General features: G+C 45.8%; 23 protein-coding genes, 1 other RNA gene and 1 other annotated feature. All 24 genes read right to left on the reverse strand.

The genetic code is table 11. The annotated features are described in order from the left end of the window. Nucleotides 1-81: 81 nt before the first annotated feature. The 24 genes from galE to rpoC all read right to left on the reverse strand — a co-directional run bounded on the left by galE (nucleotide 82) and on the right by rpoC (nucleotide 18,639). The gene (gene galE, locus AABI20_RS05900) at nucleotides 82-1,077 is read right to left on the reverse strand and encodes a UDP-glucose 4-epimerase GalE (protein WP_338345152.1); all 996 of its coding nucleotides are present in this window, start codon (nucleotides 1,075-1,077) and stop codon (nucleotides 82-84) included. Beyond that, nucleotides 1,078-1,836 carry an acyl-[acyl-carrier-protein] thioesterase gene (locus AABI20_RS05905; RefSeq protein WP_338345150.1) on the reverse strand — a complete coding sequence of 253 codons (759 nt, stop codon included), beginning with the start codon at nucleotides 1,834-1,836 and terminating at the stop codon, nucleotides 1,078-1,080. Next, a complete protein-coding gene (rsmI, locus tag AABI20_RS05910) occupies nucleotides 1,829-2,746 on the reverse strand; it encodes a 16S rRNA (cytidine(1402)-2'-O)-methyltransferase (RefSeq protein WP_338347113.1) in 918 nt (305 codons plus the stop codon). Before rsmI ends, AABI20_RS05905 begins: the two co-directional genes overlap by 8 nt. Before the next feature lie 6 nt (nucleotides 2,747-2,752). Further along, entirely contained in the window at nucleotides 2,753-3,715 is a 963-nt protein-coding gene (locus AABI20_RS05915) for a DNA polymerase III subunit delta (protein WP_288846519.1), read from the reverse strand. 6 nt (nucleotides 3,716-3,721) lie between these two features. Further along, nucleotides 3,722-4,045 carry a cyclic-di-AMP receptor gene (locus tag AABI20_RS05920; RefSeq protein ID WP_047974788.1) on the reverse strand — a complete coding sequence of 108 codons (324 nt, stop codon included), beginning with the start codon at nucleotides 4,043-4,045 and terminating at the stop codon, nucleotides 3,722-3,724. Between the two features lie 4 nt (nucleotides 4,046-4,049). Beyond that, on the reverse strand, nucleotides 4,050-4,682 hold the full coding sequence (gene tmk, locus AABI20_RS05925) for a dTMP kinase (protein ID WP_288846518.1): 633 nt from the start codon (nucleotides 4,680-4,682) through the stop codon (nucleotides 4,050-4,052). A gap of 9 nt (nucleotides 4,683-4,691) precedes the next feature. Continuing rightward, complete coding sequence (locus AABI20_RS05930) at nucleotides 4,692-4,958, reverse strand: YaaL family protein (protein WP_047974790.1); 267 nt, start codon at nucleotides 4,956-4,958, stop codon at nucleotides 4,692-4,694. Further along, on the reverse strand, nucleotides 4,958-5,563 hold the full coding sequence (recR, locus tag AABI20_RS05935) for a recombination mediator RecR (protein ID WP_047974791.1): 606 nt from the start codon (nucleotides 5,561-5,563) through the stop codon (nucleotides 4,958-4,960). The genes AABI20_RS05930 and recR overlap by 1 nt, the downstream gene beginning before the upstream one ends. Nucleotides 5,564-5,566: 3 nt before the next feature. Next, complete coding sequence (gene dnaX / locus AABI20_RS05940; protein WP_338347115.1) at nucleotides 5,567-7,570, reverse strand: DNA polymerase III subunit gamma/tau; 2,004 nt, start codon at nucleotides 7,568-7,570, stop codon at nucleotides 5,567-5,569. A gap of 46 nt (nucleotides 7,571-7,616) precedes the next feature. Next, nucleotides 7,617-7,703, reverse strand: an RNA gene (gene ffs / locus AABI20_RS05945) — signal recognition particle sRNA small type. Nucleotides 7,704-7,773: 70 nt separating this feature from the next. Next, complete coding sequence (gene tadA, locus AABI20_RS05950) at nucleotides 7,774-8,307, reverse strand: tRNA adenosine(34) deaminase TadA (RefSeq protein WP_047974793.1); 534 nt, start codon at nucleotides 8,305-8,307, stop codon at nucleotides 7,774-7,776. Beyond that, nucleotides 8,300-8,917 (reverse strand): class I SAM-dependent methyltransferase, encoded by a 618-nt coding sequence (locus tag AABI20_RS05955; protein ID WP_047974794.1) that lies wholly within the window; start codon nucleotides 8,915-8,917, stop codon nucleotides 8,300-8,302. The genes tadA and AABI20_RS05955 overlap by 8 nt, the downstream gene beginning before the upstream one ends. Before the next feature lie 75 nt (nucleotides 8,918-8,992). Continuing rightward, entirely contained in the window at nucleotides 8,993-9,361 is a 369-nt protein-coding gene (rplL, locus tag AABI20_RS05960; protein WP_047974795.1) for a 50S ribosomal protein L7/L12, read from the reverse strand. Nucleotides 9,362-9,411: 50 nt separating this feature from the next. Further along, nucleotides 9,412-9,930 (reverse strand): 50S ribosomal protein L10, encoded by a 519-nt coding sequence (gene rplJ, locus AABI20_RS05965; RefSeq protein ID WP_047974796.1) that lies wholly within the window; start codon nucleotides 9,928-9,930, stop codon nucleotides 9,412-9,414. Nucleotides 9,931-9,953: 23 nt separating this feature from the next. Beyond that, nucleotides 9,954-10,072 (reverse strand) — a sequence feature (ribosomal protein L10 leader region). Nucleotides 10,073-10,108: 36 nt separating this feature from the next. Then, entirely contained in the window at nucleotides 10,109-10,801 is a 693-nt protein-coding gene (rplA, locus tag AABI20_RS05970) for a 50S ribosomal protein L1 (protein WP_047974797.1), read from the reverse strand. Further along, complete coding sequence (gene rplK / locus AABI20_RS05975; protein WP_047974798.1) at nucleotides 10,801-11,265, reverse strand: 50S ribosomal protein L11; 465 nt, start codon at nucleotides 11,263-11,265, stop codon at nucleotides 10,801-10,803. The genes rplA and rplK overlap by 1 nt, the downstream gene beginning before the upstream one ends. A 162-nt stretch (nucleotides 11,266-11,427) precedes the next feature. Continuing rightward, complete coding sequence (nusG, locus tag AABI20_RS05980) at nucleotides 11,428-11,997, reverse strand: transcription termination/antitermination protein NusG (protein ID WP_047974799.1); 570 nt, start codon at nucleotides 11,995-11,997, stop codon at nucleotides 11,428-11,430. A gap of 93 nt (nucleotides 11,998-12,090) precedes the next feature. Continuing rightward, nucleotides 12,091-12,267: a preprotein translocase subunit SecE gene (secE, locus tag AABI20_RS05985; RefSeq protein WP_338347118.1), complete on the reverse strand. Its 177-nt coding sequence runs from the start codon at nucleotides 12,265-12,267 to the stop codon at nucleotides 12,091-12,093. A gap of 11 nt (nucleotides 12,268-12,278) precedes the next feature. After that, nucleotides 12,279-12,428 (reverse strand): 50S ribosomal protein L33, encoded by a 150-nt coding sequence (gene rpmG / locus AABI20_RS05990; RefSeq protein ID WP_082131899.1) that lies wholly within the window; start codon nucleotides 12,426-12,428, stop codon nucleotides 12,279-12,281. A gap of 53 nt (nucleotides 12,429-12,481) precedes the next feature. Continuing rightward, entirely contained in the window at nucleotides 12,482-13,048 is a 567-nt protein-coding gene (locus AABI20_RS05995; RefSeq protein WP_338345141.1) for an RNA polymerase sigma factor, read from the reverse strand. Nucleotides 13,049-13,094: 46 nt separating this feature from the next. Next, entirely contained in the window at nucleotides 13,095-13,844 is a 750-nt protein-coding gene (gene rlmB, locus AABI20_RS06000) for a 23S rRNA (guanosine(2251)-2'-O)-methyltransferase RlmB (RefSeq protein ID WP_047974802.1), read from the reverse strand. Beyond that, nucleotides 13,837-14,247 carry a Mini-ribonuclease 3 gene (locus AABI20_RS06005; protein ID WP_047974803.1) on the reverse strand — a complete coding sequence of 137 codons (411 nt, stop codon included), beginning with the start codon at nucleotides 14,245-14,247 and terminating at the stop codon, nucleotides 13,837-13,839. The genes rlmB and AABI20_RS06005 overlap by 8 nt, the downstream gene beginning before the upstream one ends. Before the next feature lie 191 nt (nucleotides 14,248-14,438). Then, nucleotides 14,439-14,891 (reverse strand): hypothetical protein, encoded by a 453-nt coding sequence (locus AABI20_RS06010; protein WP_047974804.1) that lies wholly within the window; start codon nucleotides 14,889-14,891, stop codon nucleotides 14,439-14,441. Nucleotides 14,892-14,985: 94 nt separating this feature from the next. After that, entirely contained in the window at nucleotides 14,986-18,639 is a 3,654-nt protein-coding gene (gene rpoC / locus AABI20_RS06015) for a DNA-directed RNA polymerase subunit beta' (RefSeq protein ID WP_059394063.1), read from the reverse strand. Nucleotides 18,640-18,646 lie beyond the last annotated feature (7 nt).

Below are 18,646 nucleotides of genomic sequence, written 5' to 3' on the forward strand. Positions count from 1 at the left end.
AAAAACAAACAACACTTTTTTGCTTTTTTATTAATTATATTACAAAATCCCACTAAAAAAAGGCCTTTTGGCCTTTTAACTTTATTTGCGGTCATCATAGCCGTTTGGATGCTTTTCTTTCCAATTCCAAGCTGTTTTGATGATGTCCTTCACGTTGTCAAACTTTGGTTGCCAGCCCAAGACTTCTCGAGCTTGCGTGGAATCCGCAACCAAAATATCAGGGTCACCAGGACGGCGAGGGCCAACCTTGGCTTCAATGTTTACACCAGTTGCTTCACGGGCTGCCTCAACCATTTCCTTAACAGAAAAACCAGTGGCTGATCCCAAGTTAAATTGAGCTGATTTGTTACCCTTAGCCAAGTAATCCAAGGCCAAAATGTGAGCGTCTGCCAAGTCAACAACATGGACGTAATCACGGACGTTGAAACCATCTGGCGTGTTATAGTCATCCCCAAACATTTCGATGTAGTCACGTTGACCGGCTGCTGCCTGCAAGATGATTGGCACCAAGTGTGTTTCTGGACCGTGGTCCTCACCAATTGATCCATCATCAATGGCACCCGCCACGTTGAAGTAACGCAAGGCCACCCACTTGATGTCATAGGCTGAATCGGCCCAGGCCATCATCTTTTCCATCATCAACTTTGATTCCCCGTAAGGATTGATTGGGTTTTGTGGGTCAGTTTCCTTGATGGGAATGTTAACTGGGTTACCATACGTTGCGGCCGTTGACGAAAAGACAATCTTCTTCACATTAAAGTCCTTCATTACTTCAAGCAAAGTCACCATTCCTGCCGTGTTGTTATCAAAGTACATCAATGGTTCGGCAACGGATTCAGGCACAATTGAGAAGGCTGCAAAGTGAACAACGGCATCGATGTTCTCTTTTTCAAAAACCTCAGACAAAGCCTTCTTGTCACGAATGTCAACTTGGTAGAACTTGGCTTCTGGCGCAACCGCTGCCCGGTGTCCCTTGACCAAATTATCAACAACAACAACATCCTGGCCTTGGTCCAACAACCGGCGCACCATGTGCGAACCGATATAGCCAGCGCCACCTAATACTAATACAGACATTTACTTTTCCTCACTTTTTTGTTCGGGTCGATCCATCCAGGTAATCACGGCTTCCGCCGAAATACCGTCTTCTTTGACAACCCGGTGTCTTGATTTATTATCTGTTAAAATCGCTTGTGATTCAACTTGGTGACCGTAATGGACTTCGTTTTCATAACGAATGGTCAAATTAGTCGCCTCATGGTCTTTTAGGAAATCAAAGGGCAATACATCCAGCATCCACTCCAAATATTTGGAATTGTTAACGTGGCGGTTTCCATCAATGTCCAAGAAGCGCACTTGATAGGGTCGCCTAACCTGAACATCTTCATCTCTGATTTTATCAACCTTAACCATCTTGTCCAAGCGGCGCACCTCTTGGCCACCATAGGGAACCACCAGGTCCTCTGGCAAGCGCTGCATTCGCCTGGTCTCTAGGTCAATCAAGGCCCAAAGGGAATCAATATCAATAATGACCTCACCATTGGCATCCTTAAAGTAAAAACCACGCATGGCAAAGAAAGAAGACCATTCACCAGCCTTGGTTTCGATTGTAATTTTTTCACCTAATTTTGGCCGGCGAATAATCTTTAAATCATATTGTAAGATGACCCAACCCAAACCGCGTTTATCGGTTTCGGTATAGCCAACGTTCAAATGCTCACCCTGAAGTCGTGAGCACAGGATGGCCAGATTCAAGACCATTGGTAATGAAAGTTTTCGTGTCAAATCGACCTGATAATACTCAATAGGTCGTGTAATTGAAAAAATATCAGCCATGGTCTTCCTCGATTTGATGATAAATTTTATAAACCTCTTGCCGGTTTAATCCCCGGTCCTTGGCCACCTGCTTGATGGCTTGATTGGGCTTTTGACCGGCCGTCACTAATTCGGCCACCGCTTGGTCCACGGGGAGGTCAGCGGTTTCAGCCAAAACTTGTGCATCTACTTGCTGTGGTTCAGCCATTTCTTTTAGGTCTTCTGTGCTAGCGCCGGCAACCATCAAAACAAATTCCCCACGGGCCTGATTTTCAACTAGCCAATCGGCCAACTCTTTCGTGGTCCCGCGCAAGAATTCCTCGTACCGCTTTGTTAACTCCCGAGCCAAGACGACGCGACGGTTGGGGCCACAAACAGTTAGTAGATTTTCCATGGTTGCCTTTAGGCGATGAGGGGCCTCATAAAAAATCAACGTTTCTGGTCGACGAGCAAGGTCCGCCAAAACGGTCTGTTGTTCCCCCTTCTTTCGTGGTAAGAAACCATGAAAATAAAAGGGTTGAGGCACTAAGCCAGAAGCAATTAGGGCTGTAATACCGGCTGAAGCACCTGGCACAGGCACAACTGGAATCCCAGCAACAATTGCTTGGGCCACTAGTTCCTTCCCCGGATCGGAGATCGAGGGCAAGCCCGCATCAGAAACTTGGGCAACCGACTGTCCTGCTAAAAGGTCCTGAACAATCAATGGTGCCCTTTCCTGCCAGTTATGTTCGTGCAGTGCCGTCTTTTTGGTATGAATATCAAAATAATTTAATAACAGCTGTGTATGTCTTGTGTCCTCAGCAGCAATCACATCAACAGTCGACAGGACCTCAATGGCGCGATTTGACATGTCCTGAAGGTTACCGATTGGTGTGGCAACGAGGTACAACGTCCCCGTTTTTTGTTCTGCAAAACTTTTTTGTACCTGCATATCATCCTATCCCAAGGCTATTGTGATTTCGAGCCCTAGCTTTTCTAACCGACTTTGCCAAGAAATATTAACGTTTTTCAATTGGTCGGTTTGCAAAATCAGCTTACCCACTGCTAACAGCTGGTCTGGTTGATAACGTTTGACCATTTCCTTATAAAAACCAAGCAACTGTGGAAAAGCCAATTGGTCTTGATCAACATAAGCATAAACTGCTAAATCGCGACCGAGTGACTGAAGCCAAGACAGAACCTGATTTTCCTGGTCCTTGAGGGTCACCAAGGGCAAAAGCTGTCCCTGCAGATAAGCCATTAAAGCCACATCCTGCGTCATTGCTAGCTCAAACCACTTGAAAACCTTTGTCTGGGCTTCCTTGGCAAAAGCCTCCTTCGCAGCCTGACTATCCAGGTTGACTTGATTGGAGGCCTGTAGATTCACCAGCTGGGCACGCGATCGAATCGTTGCCAAGACATCGCTTGCTTTATTTGCTAACAGCAAAATCAATTGCGGGCCCGCCGGTTCCTCGATAAACTTCAACAAGGAATTAGCCGCGGCCGTCGTCAACGTATCCGCCTGGTCGATCACGAAGATTTTTCGTTTTCCTTCCAAAGCAGTTGTCGTCAGCTCTGGGACCAAGGACCTGATTTGCGCAATTTTAATCGCTGCTCCCGGTTTTTCGGGTAAAACGGTCACAAAATCAGGATGGTCAAAGGCCGCTAGTCGCTGCTTTGTCAGCTCATCTTGGCCAAGGACAAAGGAAGCTAACGACTGCGCCAAGGCGATTTTTTCAGCATCCCCCACACCGGTTAACAAATAGAGGTGTGAAAGGCGATCTTCTGCTACCGCTTGCTCAAACTGGCGGTAATTAGCCGGATAAGCCGCTTCTGCCATTGCCTGAAAGTCTTGGTCAACAAGAGCCGGTTCGGCGGTATTTTGGGCTATTTGACCCTTGTTACTGTTTTTTTTAGCCATTAAAAATTAGAACTGGTAGAAATCATCAATTGTCTGCGTGAAAACAGTGGCCCCACCCACTTCGACTTCGACTGGGAAAGCACCTGTCCGCTCCCCCTCCACGCTAATTGGTGGCACCATAAATTGCTTCCGCTTTTGTGAAATATCTTTAATAATTTGCAGAACTTCCTCAACCCGGTCCTCATCAATAGCAATGATGAAGGTCGTGTTACCAGACCGTAAGAAGCCACCGGATGTGGCGAGACGAGTTGCTTGAATCTTAGCCTTGACGAAGGCGTTGGCTAACTTTGTTGCATCTTTATCTTGAACAATGGCATTGACTAATTTCATCTTTTTACCTCCAATAGGTCGCCAGGACCTGCTTGACTTCTTCAATTACAGCTTGAACATCTTGGTTGGCGTTGACCAGCTTGATTCGTTTGGGGCTTTTTTCCACCAATTCCAAATAAGTTTGACGGACCGTCTGATGGAAAGAAAGTTCCTCTTCATCCAGTCGGTCAATCTTGCCCTTTCGATTGGCAAAAATCCGCTCCAACCCAACCTCAACCGGTAAATCCAAGTAAATCGTTAGGTCTGGTAGTTGCCCCTGCGTGGCAAAAGCATTTAACTCGGCAATTCGGCCAACACCCAGTTCACGCCCACCACCTTGGTAGGCCAATGACGAATCAAGGTACCGGTCTGACAAAACCACCTTGCCCGCAGCAATTGCCGGTTGGACGGTTTGGACAAGGTGCTCACGCCGAGAAGCGGCATAGAGCAGCGCTTCCGTCCACGGATCCATTGCTGGCTCCGTTTTTTCTTGGAGAAGCGTTCGAATTCCTTCGGCTACTGGTGTTCCACCTGGTTCTCTGGTTACTAAGACATCCGCCTGAGCCAATTCTGCTAAGTACGGGCGCACCGCCTCAATCACCGTGGTTTTCCCTGCACCCTCTGGACCCTCAAATGATAAAAAATGCATCTCACTCATGTGAAGCTCCTATTCCTGTGGTTGCTTGAAAATCAGCGGTTGCTTCGCCACCGCTTTGCGACGCTTTGCTTCATTGTAGAGGTACAAGAACTTTGCCTTATCGACTGCCGTTTGGGCCTGAATCATATGACCGTTGACCCGCGAATCAACCAATGCCGTTTCGGATTCTTGCGCTTGGTGATATTCTAAACGCGCTTGATTAATTTGACTTAAAAGCAATTCATCAAACTCTTCTTTGAGAAAACCCGTATTCACTTTTTTCTTTTTATTAAACATTAGAGCTCATTTCTGCCTTCGATGGACTTAATCAAGGTCAGTTGGTCAGCATAATCGATATCGGCTCCAACCGCTAAGCCGGTTGCTAGTCGGGTTACTTTAATATTGGCTGGCTTCAAAAGGCGCGCCAAGTACATCGCGGTAGCTTCGCCATCGGTATTGGCGTTCGTCCCAACAATTACTTCTTGAATCTGTTCATCCTTTGAAAGGCGCTTAATTAAAGATGGCAGATTAATATCCTCTGGCCCTGTTCCGGCACTGGGGGAAATCACGCCATTTAAGACATGATAAAGTCCGTGGTATTCCCCAGTCTGTTCCATCGCCATCACATCCTTTGGATTTTGCAAGACCAAAACCGTACTTTGATCACGGCTAGGATCGGAACAAATGGCACAGGGATTTTCATCCTTTGTTGTTATATTACCGCAAATTTCACAAAATGTAACTGATTCTTTCGCCGTTGCCAAGGCGTTTGCAAAGGATTTAACATCTTCTTGATCCATCCCCAATGTGTAAAAGGCTAACCGGCTGGCGGTTTTTGCCCCAATCCCCGGTAACTTCGAATATGAATCGATTAATTTTGCAATTGGTTCTGGATATTGCATGTCCTATTTCCCTTCATCATCTGTTTTGGTCACAACGACCAAATCATCCCCAAAGAGATCCTTTGCCTCTTGAACTAAATCAGGCCCTTGGTCAACTTTTTCTTGGTTCGCCGTCTCAATCATTGGAGCCACCTGGTCGTGATTGGCTTCTAAGACAGTCGGAGTCAGGTCAGCGAGTGAAATCTCGATTTTTTGTCCCGATCGCAAGGCTGCCACGTAAGCCGCCCGATCGTTTTGCCATTCGTCCTTACTTCGCAAGACTAAAGTTTCTGGTAGCTGATTTTCCCGCAGAGCATTTGCCAAGTTCGCCAGTAAATCGTTATTCTGTAAACTAGCATCCATAATGGCCGGAAAATCAAAAGCTAAAATCAGGGCCTGGTCGGAAGAGGCCATTGGTTCGACCGTCTGCAAGACCGCCTGATCTTTGACTGCAAAGCCCTTGACTAAGTCGGGCCAGATGTTTTGCGCCTGTGTCAGCCGTTCACGCTTTGCTTGAGACAGAACCGCTTGAACTGGCTCTTGACCGATATAAACGGTTGGGAGCGCTCGAGTAGCTGGCTGGCTGGTAGCCGTTGTTGCTTGGGCCGGCTGTTCTTGAGTGTCCGCTGTGCTTTTCTTTGGCTCTGCTACTGGCCGGCTTACCTCAGGTTCAACTGGTAAACCTGGTTCTTCACCAGCAAAGTCATCTTCCGCCAACACATCAGTGTTCTGCTCTGGCTTTGTGCTTGGTGCCTGCTCTTGTTGAGCATGTTGGTTAGCAGCCTCGATAGCAGCTGGTTGGGCTTGCAATGTTTTTGCAACCCTAACCCCGGTCGTTGTAGCTTGCTTTGTATCCAAAGCGTAAACAGCGGCTGACTCAATCTGGTCTGTGTCAACTGCCTTAGCAGTTGGCTTGACTTGTTTCTCAGTTGCGCCATTTGTCAGCGGTGTTTGAGTCGACTGACCCTTTGAGACTGGCTGACTTTTGTCTTCGTCTGAAAGCGTCAACTTAACCGTTAAGATTTCAAGGTAAATATCACTTTGCAGCGAGGCCGCCAACTGGGTTTTTACGTCGTCGATAACAACGAGCATTTGCTGCAACTGGTCTTGAGAGATTTTGATTTTAAAGGCCTTTAACTCTTCCACCTTGCTGGTTGCCTTGACCAAATCCGGCGCTAAATCAACGAGCATCACATCCCGCAGGGTCGCCATCAAATCAGCTAAGAAGCGATTGGCATCCTTCCCTGCCAACAAAATCGCAGACAAAGTGGCCAAAGCGGCCGCCGTATCTTGGTCCAACACCTGATTTAAGTAAGTCAGTAACTGATCGATTTTGACCGAACCGGTTACCGTCAGGGCGTTTTCGAGCGTAATTTTATCGGGACCGTAGGCAATCACCTGGTCCAAAATTGACAAAGCATCGCGCATCCCACCTTCGGCGGCAGTCGCCACAACATCTAAGGCTTGGTCTTCAAATGCCTGATTTTCCTGGTGTAGGATTTCAGTCATGCGGTTCTTAATTGTCTCGTTTGAAAGGCGCTTAAACTCAAAGCGCTGTGTCCGCGACAGAATCGTTGCGGGCATTTTTTGCACTTCAGTCGTCGCTAAAATAAACTTTACCTGAGCTGGTGGCTCCTCTAAAGTCTTTAAAAGCGCATTAAAGGCCCCCGTCGATAACATGTGGGCCTCATCAATAATATAAATTTTAAACGGTGCTTCAATCGGCGCGTAATTAGCCGAATCACGGATGGAGCGGATTTCATCAACACCGTTGTTCGAAGCAGCATCAATTTCAATAATGTCAGGGTGGGACTCATTTGCATGGCCTTCGCTGATACCATTAACCTCTCGAGCAAAAATTTTGGCAGCTGAAGTCTTTCCCGTTCCTCGTGGTCCCGAGAATAGGTAGGCGTGACCCGTTTGCTTTTGCTCGATAGCGTTCTCGAGCGTCTTGGTAATCACTTCCTGGCCGACCATTTGCTCAAAAGTCCTTGGCCGGTACACCCGGTAAAGTGCTTGATATGCCATGGTGGTCCCCTCCCTTACAAAAAAAGCCGCCGTTTGGCGGTTTTACTATGTACACAAGCACAAGGTTAATCAATCTTAGAGCTGCTACATTTCTGTCCTGACTCGGTTCGAAAGGCAACCCTTGCCTGCACTGTTATTATAGCGAAATATCAGGTTTTTAGCAAGCGTTTCCCAAAAGAAAAATCAGCCTGGAAACCTGATGATTACTCACTTTCGGCTAACTTTTTCAGTTCCTTGGCAGCCTGCTTTTTTGCCTTTTGCTTCTGACGAATTTCTTGAAAAAAATCCTTCAATAAGGCCCTAGATTGCTCAGCCTTAACACCCGCGTAAGCTTTCACTTGATGGTTCAACCGTTCGTCTTCAAAGACATTATAGAGAGACGAGACAGCCCCTGCTTTTTGGTCCTGGGCACCATAATAGACCAATGGAATCCGAGCGTTGATGATGGCACCTGCACACATCAAGCAGGGCTCTAATGTTACAAAGAGTGCCGTATTTTCCAGGCGCCAAGTATCGAGCTCCTGATTTGCCTGGTTAATCGCCAATAATTCAGCATGACTACTGGCCTCTTGATCAATTTCCCGCCGGTTGGAACCGGTCGCAATCACCTGCCCGTCTTTGACAATCACGGCACCAATTGGCACTTCACCAATTTCACCCGCCCGCTTCGCCTCCGTTAAAGCAACATCCATAAAATAAGCCACTTGGTCAGAGCTTAAAGTTGGGATTTCAGCCATTGACTGCCTCCAAGACATAGTAGCCTTTATTTTTACCGGCAATCGAAACATCATTGAAAACGGCTTCCAGGTTCTTTCGAGCCGATGGTGCGCCCTGCTTTTTTTGCAAAACAGCCAACAACTTCCCACCTGGCAGCAAATGGTTTTTAGCTTCCTGGAGCATCGCTGTCACCACTTGCTTTCCAGCTCGAATTGGCGGATTGACCAAAATTAAGGCATATTGGTCCTGAACGTCTTCATAAATATTGGACTGGAAAACCTTCACCTGGCTGCCCACCCCGTTTTTATTGGCATTCTTTTGGGCCAAATCAAGAGCGCGCTGATTCACATCGACCATGTCAACATTCTTATTCAGCGCCTTGGCAATAGCAATCCCCACCGGACCGTAACCAGTTCCCAAATCCAATACCCGACCAGCTGGAAAATCAGTTTCCGCCGCGACGGAAAGCATCGTCCGTGTCCCAAAATCCACCGTTCTCTTGGAAAAAACACCAGCATCCGTCGTGAAATGCAAATTATTGCCTAAAAGCTCGAAATCAAAATTTTGATAGTCATGGGCTGCATCTGGTTGCGCTGTGAAGTATTGTTCACCTGAAATTTTTTCCGTCATTGCGTTGTCGTCCTCTGTTCTCATTTTACTAAAATATGTACAAAAAAAGAGCCCCTAAAGGCCCTTTTTCTAGGATTACTTCAAAGTAACTGAAGCGCCGGCAGCTTCCAAAGCTTCCTTCAATTCGTTAGCATCGGCTTCGGCAACGCCTTCCTTAATAACAGAAGGTGCGTTGTCAACCATGTCCTTAGCTTCCTTCAAGCCAAGACCAGTAGCTTCACGAACTGCCTTGATAACCTTAACCTTAGCAGTACCTGCTGAAGTCAATTCTACGTCAAAGTCTGACTTAGCAGCTGCGCCATCGGCACCAGCAGCACCAGCAGCGGCTACAGGAGCAGCGGCTGAAACGTCAAATTCTTCTTCGATAGCTGAAACCAAATCAGCCAAGTCCAAAATTGTTGCATCCTTCAATGATGCGATAATCGCGTCTTTATCAAAAGCCATGATTAATTCCTCCAATTAGTTTTTAAATAGTTTGTAATTTATAGTTGTGCTTATTCAGCAGCTGGGGCAGCTTCTTCAGCTTCCTTCTTTTCTTGCAATGCCTTAACAGCATAAGCGAAAGAACGGATTGGGAACTGGAATTCGGCCATCAACTGACCAAGCAAACCTTCGTAAGAAGGCAATGAAGCGTACTTGTTGATTTCATCAACACCAGCAATACTTCCGTCAACAACACCACCCTTAATAACGAGCTTGTCATTTCCGTCAGCAAACTTCTTCAAAATGCGGGCTGGGGCAACAGCGTCGTCGTTTGAGAAGGCAACGGCTGATGGGCCAGCAAACAAATCGTTCAATTCTTCGAAACCAGCTTCCTTAGCAGCACGTTCCAAAACCTTGTTCTTGATAACTTCCAAAACAACGCCTTCTTCACGCAACTGTGAACGCAAGTCAGTTGATTCAGCAACAGTCAAACCACGAGGGTTGACAACAACAGCGGCTGAAGCGGCCTTAAATTGATCGGCAACTTCTGAAACCTTCTGTGCTTTGATTGCAATAGCTTGTTCACTCATATGAAATTCTCCTTTCAAAGATTTTTTTTGCAAAAGAAACCCGCCTGCAAAAGACAGACGGGTAAAGTTAATTGATAACTTCCTCGGCAGGATATTAAGGTGCAAGCACCACCTGAGTCTTAGGCAAAATTGATTTTATTTACTTATTTATCTTAGCAGTTTTCAGCTAGTCTGTCAATTAAAGAGAAGCCAAGTCCAAAGTAACTGCAGGACTCATTGTTGAAGACAAAGCAACGTTTGAAACGTAAGTTCCCTTAACAGCTGCAGGACGAGCCTTCAAAACAGTGTCAGCAATTGACTTGATGTTTTCAGCCAACTTTGCATCGTCAAATGATACACGACCAACAGTAACGGCAACGTTTCCGTCACGGTCAGTACGGTAAGTCACTTGACCACCCTTAGCATCTGAAACAGCCTTGGTAACATCCATGGTTACAGTTCCAGTCTTAGGGTTTGGCATCAATCCCTTAGGACCCAATGCACGACCAACACGACCAACTTGCGCCATCATGTCAGGAGTTGCAACAGCAACGTCAAAGTCTAACCAACCGTCTTGGATACGTTGAACCAAGTCAGCAGCACCAACAACGTCAGCACCAGCAGCTTCGGCTTCCTTTGCCTTGTCGCCTTGAGCAAAGACAACAACAGTCTTGTCCTTACCAGAACCGTTAGGCAAAACAACAGCACCACGGAGTTGTTGGTCAGCTTGACGAGTGTCAACGTTCAACTTGAAAGTAACTTCAACTGAAGCGTCAAACTTTGCGTATGAAACTTCCTTCAACAAAGCAATTCCGTCTGCCAATGCGTAAGCCTTTTCAGCTTCAACCTTAGCAGCAGCTTCTAAATACTTCTTACCATGCTTTTGTGTCATTATTCTGCGTCCTCCTTGATTGCTGTTCCTTCAACAGTCAAGTCCACACCGTCGACCGTAACACCCATTGAACGGGCTGTTCCTTCGATCATCTTCATGGCTGCTGTTACGTCGTTGGCATTCAAATCTGCCATCTTGTTTTCAGCAATTGCACGAATTTGGTCCAAGGTTACGTTACCGGCCTTAGTACGGTTAGGTTCACCAGAACCCTTACCAACAATCTTACGCAATTGGTCAGCTGCTGGTGGAGTCTTAGTAACGAATTCGAATGAACGATCATCGAAAACTGAGATTTCGACAGGGATTGTTGAACCAGCTTGGTCAGCAGTCCGTGCGTTAAATTCCTTAGTAAACTGTGCGATGTTAATACCGGCTTGTCCCAAGGCAGGTCCAACTGGTGGAGCTGGAGTTGCTTTGGCAGCGGCAATTTGCAGTTTCACAACATTGATAACTTTTTTAGCCACGATATATTTCCTCCTCGTGTTGTGGTAGAACGTAGCTTTAGTGCTACTTCCACGCATGTCTTTGACATACCAGAACAGTATAACAAAAAAAACGTCCCAAGTAAAGGACGTTTTTTCTGAAAACCCGTTAACAAAGGCGTTTGTAACAGGTCTAAACTTTAATTAAAAGTTTGTATCGATATCATTGAAGCCAAGTTCAGTTGGCGTTTCACGGCCAAAGACCTCAACCGTTGCTTCAACTTCCTGCTTCTCATTATCAATTGCACGGACAATTCCTTCCATACCATTGAATGGACCAGCAACAATCTTGATTGTTTGACCAACTTCGATGTCCAAGTCAACAGTTGCTTGACCAGTCATACCCATTCGCTTCATCAGCAATTCGACTTCTTCAGGTAACAAAGAGTTCGGCTTTGATCCGGCTCCGTGAGAACCCAAGAATCCAGTAACGCCTGGCGTGTTACGAACGACGTACCAAGCTTCATCGGTCATGTTACCATCTTGTGGAGTGGCCATTTCAACCAAGACATAACCAGGGAAATCATTTTCGATGGAAGTCTTTACTTCACCATCTTGAACAGTCGAAACTTCTTGTTCTGGCACCAAAATCCGGAAAATTTGGTTGGCCATTCCCATTGTTTGTGTTCGTGATTCCAAGTTTGCTTGAACCTTGTGTTCGTAACCTGAATATGTGTGGACAACGAACCAAGCTTTTTCGATTTCTTCAGTCATGGTTATTTTGGGCGAATGCCCTTCCTCCTTGAATTGCAAATAAAAAAGAGTCCGCTGACTCTTTTAACTGCCTTTAGTATACTATATTCCGGCTTATCGTGCCAAGAACAAATTGACTCCTTGTTGTAAAAGCCAGTCTGATGCACCGATAATGATAGCAAAAACGATTGAAATGCTAATTACAGCAACCGTTTCCTTTGTCGTTTGTTCCATTGACAGCCAAGAAACTTTGCGCATTTCTACAGCGACATTTTTAAAGTATGTAATCATGGTTCACTACCTCACTTTGTTTCTCGGTGGAGCGTATGCTTTCCGCAATGGGAACAAAACTTTTTCACGCTCAAGCGCTCAACCCGCCCCTTTGCCAGGGTAACGGTGTAATTTCTTGATCCACAGACCTCACAGGCCAATGATGCTTTTTGACTTGGCATAAAGTTACCTCACTGACTAGCATCATAGCATCTTTAGGCTTGATTTTCAACATTCACTCATGGAGTCGACGTAAATAGGCCTGTTTCAACCGATATTGAACCCTCGTCACTTGATGATTTGATTCATGCGGTTTTAATAATATTTTTCCATCACCAATTAAAAAACTAATAATTTGAGCCACTTCGCTTTTACGACAGTTTAAGACTTCCGCTAGAGTTTCACGAGCAATGCATTGTTGTTCTGGTGTTCCCGTTGGCTCAGCAATAACAACAGGCAAATCCTGACCGGCATCAAAATGCGTCATGGCGCGGTTAAACTGCTCCTGTTTTGTATTTTGCTTGCGAATATAGTCAATCGCCCGATTACGCAAGGCAGCCATTAAATAGGTCGAAAACTTGGCCCGAGCCTTTTGCACATCGTAACGCCTTAGGCAGTGTAGCATGGCTTCGAGGGCATACGCCTCCCAATCATCGGCGCGGCAAACATTGGTCAAATAGTTACCGTAGACCAGCCAAACCATGCCCACATGACGACGATAGAGGGTTACAAATGCCTCCTCATCACCTTGTTGCGCTAAGAGCACCTCGTGGCTCCCCTCCCGCAATTGTATTTTTTCCATCAAAAAAGCCTCCTTTTCACAGGGGGCTTTGTGAACACAAGGCCCCTTAGAGAGGGTGTCTTGAGCTATATCCTTGATAGATTAATAAACTAGCGGCCACACTGGCATTCAACGACTGAACATGACCAATCATCGGAATGGTTAACATACCGTCAACCTGCTTTTTCAGCAAGGGCGAAATTCCTTTTCCTTCATTTCCAATAACTAGAGCCGTAGCACCCTTGGCATCCCATGTCCGATAATCTTGTCCGGCCATGTCAGTGCCAAAAATCCAAACGCCACGTTCTTTCAATGTCTTAACCGTTTGCACCAAATTCGTCACGCGACAAACCGGTACGTGCTCGATGGCACCAGTAGAACTTTTAGCCACCGTTCCCGTCAGTTGCACTGCCCGACGCTTCGGGATAATGACACCATGAACACCAGCAGCGTCAGCCGTTCGCAAAATGGATCCTAGGTTATGGGGATCTTCGATTTCATCCAAAATCAGGAAAAAAGGATCCTCATTTTTGCTCTTAGCCTTGTCAAACAAGTCGTCTAGACTAGCATAAGTAAAGGCAGCCACTGACAAAACCAAGCCCTGGTGATTACCACCATCCGCTAACTCATCCAACTTTGCTTTCGGCGCCTGTTGGATAACAATGCCTTGTTGCTTAGCTAATTGGCTAACTTCCCGCTCTACCTTTGGCTGCAGACCTGGCTGTAGCCACAACTTGTTGATTGCTGTTTTTTGTTTTAAAGCCTCAACAACGGCATGGTGACCGTAAATAAAGGCTGGTGCTTGTTCATTAGACATTGTTCGTTCTCCCACTTTCCACTTGGTCGAAAATCCATTCCATAATCGTTTGTAAACGCTCTTCTTGCTTAGACAAGTACAAGTAGCCAATCATCGCTTCCACACCAGTTGAAATCCGGTATGCCACAACGTTGGTATTTTTAGCCTTGGTATATGATTTGGCATTGCGACCACGCTTAAAGTAAGTTAACTCATTCTCCTTTAACAATTGATCATCTTCCATCAATTGGTACAAGGCAGCGTGTGCTTTGGCCGAGACATAGTGCCGTGACTTTTTCTGTAAGTCGTTTACTTTTGTTAATCCCATGGCGACCAAATGATTGCGGACCGTTAATTCATAAATCGCATCACCGATGTAGGCTAAAGACAGCCCATTCATCTGTTCATAGTCAAGTTGTTCCATTCAATATCTCTTTTCAGTTTGGTCCAACCAGGCTAGCGACACCTAGACAGTACCAACTTTGTTCTGACCCAACAAGTAATCAGGCTCTTTTTGTCCTGATTTTACCAAATTAAAGCCTAAGTAACATTCATTTAACAAGGCAAAACACTCGCCCCAGTCGTGAGCTCACTGACTGATAACGAGTGATTAACTTAACGCTTATTTTTCTTTTCTTGGCGCATTCCCTGCACCATCCGAATTGTCCACATTGACAAAAAGCCAACAATAATCGCGGCAATCAGGTGAATCGCAATTTCACCTTGCTTTTGAATTGGCCAAAATAAAAGCGAAATAATCATCAAAACAGCAGCCGTGATCATCGCCTGTTTCCATTGCGACCAAGTGGTTACCTGGTATTGGTTATGCGGAATGGATTGTGGAAACAAACGGAATTGGATTTGTTCCCCAATCGGGCTAAACGCGGCAGCGTAAAGGACCGCAAAGAAATAAACAAACCAGTTTTGATTATAGGCTTCGTTACCGGTTTCAATGCGAACCAACAATAAGACTAATAGGAGCACCGCCGGAATGACCGCCGTTGCCCAAAGTTGTTTTTTATTCAGCTTTTGGATCCAATCAATCCAGTCAATTTTTACTTTTTTCATGCTTGCCTCGTTTTTAAATCTACTCCTAGTCTACCGTACTCAGAGACTTTGGACAATAAAAAAACCAGCTTTCGCTGGTTTTCCCATGATTCTTTTAGTCTTGACCGTCAATTGTTTGGGCAACTTGGTCCAAAGATTGAATGTCTTTTTCTTCTGGTTGGTCAACAACTTCACCAACAACTTCTGGCTTAATCTTACGATATTCAGCCATTCCAGTACCGGCAGGGATAATCTTACCAATGATAACATTTTCCTTCAAACCGACAAGTGGATCGTTCTTGCCACGGATAGCAGCATCCGTCAAGACACGCGTTGTTTCTTGGAATGAGGCAGCTGACAAGAATGAATTAGTCTCCAAGGCAGCCTTTGTAATTCCAAGCAAGACAGGACGAGCAGTCGCAGGAACCTTACCAGCAAACAACGCTGGTTCGTTAGCACGCTTGAAATCAGCGATATCCATCAAAGTTCCAGGCAACAAATCAGTCTGACCTGGATCCATGACACGAACCTTACGCAACATCTGACGAATCATAACTTCGATGTGCTTATCGGAAACTTCGATACCCTGCAAACGGTAAACCTTTTGGATTTCTGACAACATGTATGATTCAGCAGTCAAAGTATCCGTTACGGCCAACAATTCCTTTGGATCGATTGGTCCTTCATTGATGGCATCACCACGGTTAATCATGTCACCTTCACCGAAGCGCATCCGAGCAGCCAAAGGCAATGTGTAGGTGCGAGTATCAGTCTCACCTTCAATTGTCACTTCCTTTGTACGTTCGGCTGGATTTTCCTCAATGGTCGTAACCTTACCAGTTACTTCAGAAATTTCAGCACGTCCCTTAGGGATACGAGCTTCAACAATTTCCTGCACACGAGGCAAACCTTGCGTGATATCGTTTCCACCGGCAACTCCACCCGTGTGGAAGTTACGCATGGTCAACTGCGTACCAGGTTCCCCGATTGATTGGGCGGCAACAGTACCAACGGCTTCACCAACTTCAACTTCTTCACCAGTAGCCAAGTTACGTCCGTAATCTAAGACAGAAACACCGTGTTCTGTCGTTGATGTAAAGACTGAACGGATAGTGACTTCTTCGATACCAGCAGCATCAATCTTCTTAGCGGCATCTTCATCAATCATTTCGTTGCGGGCAACAATCTTTTCACCTGTTTCAGGATCAAAGACAGTCTTCATAGCGTAACGACCAAGAATTCGGTCGTACAATGGTTCAACCACTGAACTGCCATCAACGATAGCCTTAACAGCAACACCACGATCAGAGCCGTTGTCGTATTCACGAACGATAACGTCCTGAGCAACATCAACCAAACGACGAGTCAAGTAACCTGAGTTGGCCGTCTTAAGGGCCGTATCAGACATACCCTTACGAGCACCGTGAGTTGAGATAAACATTTCCATAACAGTCAAACCATCACGGAAGTTTGATGTAACTGGCAATTCGATAATCTTACCACCAGGTCCAGCCATCAAACCACGCATTCCAGCCAACTGAACGAAGTTCGAAATGTTACCACGAGCACCTGAATCCTGCATCATGTAGATAGGATTACGAGTGTCGAAAGTAGCCATCAATTCGTCTTGGATAACATCCTTGGCCTTTGACCAGATATCAATAACACGTTGGTAACGTTCTGAATCTGTAATCAAACCACGACGGAATTGCTTCGTTACTTGTTCAACTTCAGCGTGCGCATCAGCCAAAATCTTTGGCTTGTCAGCCAATTCCGTAACATCTGTCATGGCAACGGTCAAACCAGATTGGGTTGAAATGTCATAACCCAAATCCTTCATGCGGTCCAAAAGCAATGACGTTTCCGTCACCTTGTAGCGCTTGTAGACTTCCGCGATGATGTCAGACAAGAAGCCCTTCTTGAATGGCTTAATGATTTCACGATCTGCTAAGAATTCGTGAATATTCTCCCCCGGTTCCATAAAGAAGTCATCAGAAACTCCTTGGAAGTTATCATCAGATGGTTCGTTGATGAATGGGAATTCAACTGGCAAGATTTCGTTAAAAATCAGCTTACCAACTGAGGTCACCATAATCTTTGACCGTTGGTCGTCAGTAAATGGCTTCTTTTCTGAGAATGAAGAAGTCTGAATACCGACACGAGTTTGGTAGTGAACTAATTTGTTAGCAAAGGCAATGCGAGCTTCATCAACAGATGAAAAAATCATGCCTTCACCTTCACGACCAGCTTCTTCAGTCGTCAAGTAGTAGTTACCAATCACCATATCCTGTGAAGGAGCAACGATTGGCTTTCCATCCTTGGGTGCCAAGATGTGGCCTGCGGCCAACATCAGCAAACGAGCTTCCGCTTGCGCTTCATCAGACAAAGGCACGTGAATGGCCATCTGATCACCATCGAAATCGGCGTTATACGCTTCACAGATCAATGGGTGCAAACGCATTGCCTTTCCTGAAACCAAGACCGGTTCAAAGGCCTGGATTCCAAGACGGTGCAATGTAGGTGCTCGGTTCAAAAGAACTGGGTGTTCCTTGATAACGTCTTCCAAAACGTCCATGACGTCTTCGTCAGCCTTATCAATCTTACGCTTAGCTGATTTCACGTTGCCAGCAAGGCCACGCTTCGTCAATTCACGCATGATAAATGGACGGAACAATTCGATTGCCATTGGGCGTGGCAATCCCATTTGGTTCATCTTCAAGAATGGACCAACATCGATAACAGAACGTCCTGAGTAATCAACACGCTTACCCAACAAGTTCTGACGGAAACGTCCTTGCTTTCCCTTCAACATGTGAGACAAAGACTTCAAAGGACGGTTACCAGGACCAGAAACAGGACGACCACGACGACCATTATCCATCAAGGCATCAACAGCTTCTTGCAACATCCGCTTTTCGTTTTGAACAATGATGCCTGGGGCATGCAAATCAAACAAACGCTTCAAACGGTTGTTACGGTTGATCACACGACGATACAAATCGTTCAAATCAGAAGTGGCAAAACGGCCACCTTCCAATTGAACCATTGGACGCAAGTCAGGTGGGATAACTGGAATAACATCCATGACCATCCACTCTGGCTTATTGTCTGATTGCAAGAATGCCTCAATAATATCCAAACGGCGAACCGCACGAACACGCTTTTGGCCAGTTGCTTCTTGCAATTCATGCTTCAAAGCATCGGCTTCGCCAGCCAAATCAACATTGGCCAACAATTCCTTCACAGCTTCAGCACCCATGCCGGCCTTAAAGTTTGCACCGAATTCCTTCTTATAATCACGGTACTCACGTTCAGTCAACAATTGCTTCTTTTCAACAGGAGCATCCCCTGGTTCAACAACGACATAAGAAGCGAAGTAAATCACTTCTTCCAATGATCGTGGTGACATATCCAAGACCAATCCCATTCGTGATGGAATTCCCTTGAAGTACCAAATGTGGGTAACTGGGGCAGCTAATTCAATGTGACCCATGCGTTCGCGACGAACCTTGGCAGAAGTAACTTCAACACCACAGCGGTCACAGACGATTCCCTTATAACGGATACGCTTGTACTTTCCACAAGCACATTCGTAATCCTTTGTTGGGCCAAAGATTCGTTCATCGAACAAACCATCTTTTTCAGGCTTAAGAGTACGATAGTTGATCGTTTCTGGCTTCTTGACCTCTCCATGAGACCAGTCATGGATTTGATCAGGTGAGGCCAGACCGATTTGCATACTCTCGAATTTATTAACATCGATTGCCATCTATTCG

It is taken from the genome of Fructobacillus cardui (genome assembly GCF_963580785.1).
In the GTDB taxonomy this organism is placed as follows: Bacteria; Bacillota; Bacilli; order Lactobacillales; family Lactobacillaceae; genus Fructobacillus; species Fructobacillus cardui.